Source organism: Brachyspira pilosicoli, from assembly GCF_019402445.1.
Taxonomy (GTDB): domain Bacteria; phylum Spirochaetota; class Brachyspiria; order Brachyspirales; family Brachyspiraceae; genus Brachyspira; species Brachyspira pilosicoli_B.
This window is the reverse complement of record NZ_SRZM01000347.1, coordinates 1-6,468: the sequence shown is the minus strand read 5'-3', so window position 1 is coordinate 6,468 and position 6,468 is coordinate 1. Positions and strand designations below refer to the sequence as shown.

At 27.0% G+C, this 6,468-nt stretch carries 4 protein-coding genes; all 4 read left to right on the top strand.

What is annotated here, in order from left to right:
* Positions 1 to 3,068, top strand: a 3,068-nt coding sequence (locus E6A48_RS10475) for an efflux RND transporter permease subunit (RefSeq protein WP_258018603.1), incomplete at its 5' end; no start/stop codon positions are given.
* A 91-nt stretch (positions 3,069 to 3,159) separates the two neighbouring features.
* Complete coding sequence (locus E6A48_RS10470; protein ID WP_219710145.1) at positions 3,160 to 4,083, top strand: tyrosine-type recombinase/integrase; 924 nt, start codon at positions 3,160 to 3,162, stop codon at positions 4,081 to 4,083.
* Between the two features lie 95 nt (positions 4,084 to 4,178).
* Positions 4,179 to 5,645 (top strand): peptidylprolyl isomerase, encoded by a 1,467-nt coding sequence (locus E6A48_RS10465; protein ID WP_219710144.1) that lies wholly within the window; start codon positions 4,179 to 4,181, stop codon positions 5,643 to 5,645.
* 14 nt (positions 5,646 to 5,659) lie between these two features.
* Positions 5,660 to 5,980: a hypothetical protein gene (locus E6A48_RS10460; protein ID WP_013245063.1), complete on the top strand. Its 321-nt coding sequence runs from the start codon at positions 5,660 to 5,662 to the stop codon at positions 5,978 to 5,980.
* Positions 5,981 to 6,468: the final 488 nt, after the last annotated feature.

Below are 6,468 nucleotides of genomic sequence, written 5' to 3'. Positions count from 1 at the left end.
AGTTTATACTATTTATAATAAATAAACCTACTACAGTATCTGTTACTTTAGTTTCTGTATTTATAATAGGATTTGTAAGTATATCTAAATTAAAAGTAGATTATTTACCTAATATGGAGATTCCTATTATAAGCGTAAAAACAGTATACGAAAACTCTGCTCCAGAAGAAGTTGAAAAAAATGTTACAAGGCTAATAGAAAGTGCTATATCTTCAGTAAATAATGTAAAGAACATAAAATCAAAATCAAAAGAATCAGAATCTAATATAGAAATAGAGTTTAATTGGGGAACTGATTTACAAACTGCTGCAGATGATATCAGAGAAGCAATAGATATGATAAGAAGCGAGCTGCCAGATGATGTTGATAATCCAAATATTTCAAAGTTTTCAAGCGATGCTAGCCCTATAATGGAGATAGCATTTTTTGGTATTGATAATTTAAGTGCATTATATGATTTAATAGACAGCAGAATACTCACATCATTAGAACAAATTGAAGGAGTAGCACAAACAGAGATAAGAGGCGGACTTAAAAAAACTATTTATGTAGATATAAACCTAAATAGACTAAATGCATATTTTATAAATATTAATGATATAGTAAAAACTCTCTCTATAGAAAATCAAAATATAGTTGGAGGCGAAACTTATGAGGGAGTTTATAAATATGGAATAAGAACCAAAGGAGAGTTTAAAAATATAAATGATATAGAAAATGTAGTTGTAGCTTTAAAAAATAATATATATCCTGTAAAAATAAGAGATATAGCAAATGTGTATGAATATTATGATGATGAAGCTGAGATAGTAAGAATCAATGGTCAAAAGGCAGTAAGTGTAGCTATAACAAAAGAATCTGGTGCTAATATCATACAAATATCAAGAGATGTTAATAAAAGATTAGAAACAATGGAGTTGCCTTATGGAATATATTATAAAGTATTATTCAATAGCTCTGATACAATCAATAACTCAATAAAAAATGTAATAAGCACAATATGGCAAGGGGCTTTATTTGCAATAATAATTCTTATGATATATTTATGGGATATAAAAAGTGTAATTATAATATCAATATCAATACCAATATCAGTAATAACAACATTTATATTAATGTATTTTTTGGATATATCAATAAATATTATATCTCTTTCAGGATTAGTCCTTGGTGTTGGAATGATGCTAGACAACTCTATAGTAGTGCTTGAAAACATTTTTATACATAATAAAAACTCCAATAATATAATAGATAATATAAAAGCATCGGCAAATGGTGCTAGTGAAGTTTCTGTCGCAATAACAGCATCAACTCTAACAAGCGTATCAGTTTTTTTGCCATTTTTATTTGTAAAAGGTCAAGTGGAACAAATGTTTAGTGATTTATGTTTAACCGTATCAATATCGCTATTAACTTCTCTTTTTGTGGCTATCACAATAGTACCTTTACTTGCTTCTAGAATTAAAAACAACAGTTTTAAGTTTACAAAATTAGAGACATTTTTTCAAAATAATATTCATAGCAAAACAGAAAAGTTTTATTTAACACTATTATCATTAGTGATGAAAAATAAAAGAAAATCATTTTTAATAATATTTTCAGTGTTATTTTCTTTACTATTATTAATGCTTATAAAAATACCAAAAGAAGGCTATCCTGTATCCGATGCGGGAACTATAATATCAAGACTAAGAATGCCTGTTGGAACTAGGGTGCAATTTACAGATTTATTTATTGACAGAATGGAAGATGATATAGAAAATAGTGTTGGAGAAAATATAGATTATTATGAAACAAGAGTGAGAACAGGGCGAAATGAACATCATGGAGAGGTGAGAGTAAAATTAATAGATAGAGAAAAAGGAAGAGATAAAGATATTAACTATTATATAGAAGAGATAAGAAATAAAGTAAATGGCTACCCAGGAAGAATAGAATTAAACTCAGAAAATGTTGCTATGGGAAAACCTAAAGATTACAGCTCTATTATAATAGAATTAGTTGGAGATAATTTAGATATTGGTTATGATGTGGCAAGCAATGTTATTAATGCAGTTTCTAAAGTAGAAGGAATAAGAAATGTGCTTATAAAAGAAGATGACTCAAATCATGAAATATTATTTACTATAAACAGAGATTTAATATCAAAAATAGGTATTAGCTTAGATACTATAGGAAGTATAATTCGTACATCTTTTAGCGGAACAGTGGCTAGCACTATGACATTAGAAAACTCTTTATATATAGATTCTGATATAGTTGTAAGGCTTGAAGACAGCACAAGAGATAATATAGACGGCGTGTATAAATTAATGATACCAACAGGAACAAACATTATACCAATATCCTCTGTAGTACAAATATCTAAATCAACAGGTCCTACAGAAATAAACAGAAAAAATGATAATAGAATAATAGAGATAACAGCAAGTTCATATGGAAGAGCTGTAAACGAAATAATAGCAGATATAAGAGAAGAATTAAATAAAATATATATACCAAGCGGATTTTTAATAAATTTTTCAGGTGATTATGAGGATATGCAGGAATCATTTCAGCAATTACTAATATCGTTAATAATGGCTATAGTATTTGTTTATGCGATAATAGCAGGACAATTTGAATCATACATAACGCCTTTTGTAATATCTTTGTCTGTACCTTTTGCTTTATTTGGAGCATTAATATTTCTTTATATTAGTGGTGAAACTTTAAACGTATATAGTGCAATAGGTATTATAATGCTCGTTGGTATAGTTGTAAACAATGGAATAGTTTTAATAGATTATATGAATAAAGTTGTACTAGAAGAGAATATTTCTTGGAATGAATCAGCTTTAAGAGCCTGTAAAAGAAGATTAAAGCCTGTACTTATGACTTCTTTAACCACAATTTTAGGAATGCTTCCTATGATGCTAAAAATAGGAAACGGCACAGAGATGTATAAACCATTGGCTACTGCTGTTTGCGGTGGGCTTTTATTTTCTACAGTATTTACTCTTATAATAATACCTGCAGTATATTCTAGTTTTAGAAATAGATTCGATATAAAAAGAAAATATGATTAATAAAAATTCACTGTAGTTAACATACTTCATAAATTTATAAATAAAACTTTCGATAATTATTTAAGTACTATATTATTGAAAGGGTTTGTTTATGGAAAATCAATTAAAAAGAATAGAGGCTAATGAACTAGAAAATTTATTAGAAGAGTTTGCTGATTATTTACAGACTTTAAATTATGCCGCTCATACAATCAATAGTTATACTAAAGATTTAAAAGAATATATAAAATTCTTAGAAGATAATAATATAGACTTTAACGATGCTACTCACTACACTATAAGAGATTATTTTGCATCATTAAAAAATAAAAAATTAAAAAATGCCACAACTTCAAGACATCTTTCTTCTATAAAGAAATTCTATAAATATTTAATAAGAAATGGATACTCAGATAAAACTAGAATAATAAACATGAAAAGCCCTAAAAGAGAAGAGCATATAGCTAAGTTTTTATCACTTAATGATATAGATAAAATATTAGAAATAGATGATGAAAATGATTTTACTATTATAAGAGATAAAATGATGGCTATATTTATGTATGCTATAGGTTTAAGAGCTTCAGAGTTAATATCTATTAAGCTTAATATGATGCATAAAGGGTCCACTACTTTAAGAATACTTGGTAAAGGTTCAAAGGTAAGAGAGATACCATTAATACCTATAATATATGATAATTGGGATTTGTATATGCAAAAAAGAGCAATTATACAAAGAGAATATGGTGCTAATAATAATTATTTGTTTGTAAACAGATTTGGAAAACCTATAAGCGATAGAAGCGTTAGAAACTCAATGAAAAGACTTATGAGAATGGCTAATATAAGTGTAGATTTTTCTCCGCATACTTTAAGACATACATTCGCCACACATCTTTTAAATAATGATGCTGAAATTAGAGGTGTTCAAGAATTACTAGGTCATGAAAGCATATCAACTACTCAAAGATATACTCATGTTACAAATGATAGGCTTTTTGAAGTATACAATAGAGCACATCCACATTCAAAATAAAATATACAAATAGAAAATTACTTGATTTTTTGGAATCTTTTTTATATAATTAACATATTAAAGTTAATTAATAAAAAATCTTTGAGGATAAATAAATGTCATCTAATAAAAAAATAGTAATCAAAAAAAAGAGTCCTGTAGTTAAAACTTTGCAATGGCTTGGAGTATCTGCTGTATCCATTTTACTTATAGTATATTTTTTGGTAATAGATACTAGAGGAAGTCAGAAAACTCCTACTATAGGTTCTGTTAATGGTACTCCTATATACTATACTTCTACAAGTCCTTATGGTAAAGCTTTTAGAGAAATAGAAAATTATTACCAACAATTTGGAATACCAATGAATGCTGATATATATGCCAATATAGAAGATTTAGCTTTTAGAAGAGCTGTTACTACTATACTTTTAGATGATTTAGCAGCAAAAAATATAACTGTAAGTGATAAAATAATACTTCAATATATGCAAAGCCAATTTATAGACAGCAATGGTAATTATAACCAAATGGCTTATGACGCTTTTATTAAAAATACTCCTCAATCAGAAAAAATTAGAATAGAAAAAGATTTAAAAGAAACCGTTATGGCTCAAACTATAGCTTTAGAGTTATTTAATAGTGTTAAAATCAATTCTTTAGAATTAGAAAGACAATATATCAAAAATCTCACAAAAAGAGATATTGAGATGCTTTATATCGATGCTTCTGAGATAGTAAGAAATGCAGATATACTTGAGGCAGATATAGACAAATATTTTAATGATAATAAAACTAATTTTGTACAGGCTGACATATCTTGGATACTTATGGCTAATGCTAAAGAAGCAGAAAATGTATATAAAACTCTTAAAAATGATATTACTTTATTTGATAAAACTGTAGCAGAAAAAAGTATTTACACAAATGATTATCATTTAGGCTATGTTACAAGAATGGAAATTGATAAAAACATAGCTGACAGAGTATTTACAAACACACAAATTACTACTAATACTCTACTCTCTCCTATCAATGTTAATGGCGTTTATTATGTTGTATTAGTTAATGATATAAGATTACCAGAAAAATACACAGATGTTAATTCTGGAGTTTTAAGAGATAGTTATTTAAATGCTAATCTTAAAGTATTAGTTGAAGCAGAAAAATCTAAACAAGTAGAAGTATTGAAAAATGCGGTTGCCAATAACAATAATTTTGCTACTTTAAACAATGGAAATATAAAATACTATAAATCTTCAGCACCATTTTCTTATGCTCAAGGTTTCATAAATTCTACTGATAAAAATGTTATACCAGATTCATCTAGCCCTATATTTAATAGCACTGTATTTTCTTTGAATGTAGGAGATAAAAGCGAGGTTATAAAATTAAATAATGGTGTTGCTGTTATAAAAGTTTTATCAGAAGAAAAAGCTGATATGAACAAACTAGCATCATTAGATACTGCTCAAAAAAATGCTGCAAGAAAAGAATTATTAAATGCAACAGTTGCTAATATATCTATAGAATGGGAAAATAAATCTATGGAAGAAGCTAAAATAAAAAGACATAAAGTAAGATAACATTAGGGGTATTTATGTTTGATAATAACGTACATTATATAAGAAAAGAATTAGAATCTATATACAATGTTGTAGTAGAGCATTTAGGCAAAGAGTTATTAAGCAAAGAGATAAAAAAGCTTGAATATGAGCCTAAATTAGACAGAATAAATATCAATGATTTTATTTTTATAAGACTTACATTTGAAAACAAAGAAGATCATAAAGAATTATTTTATGAGATATATATAGAAGATGAAAACGGCAATGCATTAGAAAACTCAATGATAAATGTAGAGCGTCCTTTCTCTAAGCTTGTAGATAAAATAGATTATCTTATAAAACTAGATTATTGATTATATTTAAGTATAGTTTTATATATACTTGTCTCAAGAGTATATTAATAAATATTTATGTTGTTTTAATATTTAGTATATAAAATATAATTAGTATTCCTTTCTTAACTTGCACTTTGGCTAAACGTAAGAGAAAAACTTAAATATTTGCACTTTTTGGTTCTTTGACGAAGTCTGCAAAGCGTGAACTGCGGGAAAAAGTTGAATAAAATAAAAATATAAATTAATATCAAAAAAATATTTTTTAAATAAAAATATTTGCATGGCTTTGCCCTTAACGAAGTACACACCGTGTAGCACCCCACTTTTTTTGCGACCGAAGGGAGTGCCTGTGGCGTGACCCAAAGAAGCAAAAAGACTGCATTTTTATGAAGTACAATTTATATATAGTAAAAAAATACAATATATTATTTACATACTTCTTAGATATAAAACTAAAATATTTTGCACTTTTCGCAAAGCGTACCCGTAGGGTAAAAACTTTGACG

Coding starts and splice junctions, on each gene's coding strand:
- E6A48_RS10470 (WP_219710145.1), top strand. CDS start 3,160: ATGGAAAATCAATTAAAAAGAATAGAGGCTAATGAACTAGAAAATTTA.
- E6A48_RS10465 (WP_219710144.1), top strand. CDS start 4,179: ATGTCATCTAATAAAAAAATAGTAATCAAAAAAAAGAGTCCTGTAGTT.
- E6A48_RS10460 (WP_013245063.1), top strand. CDS start 5,660: ATGTTTGATAATAACGTACATTATATAAGAAAAGAATTAGAATCTATA.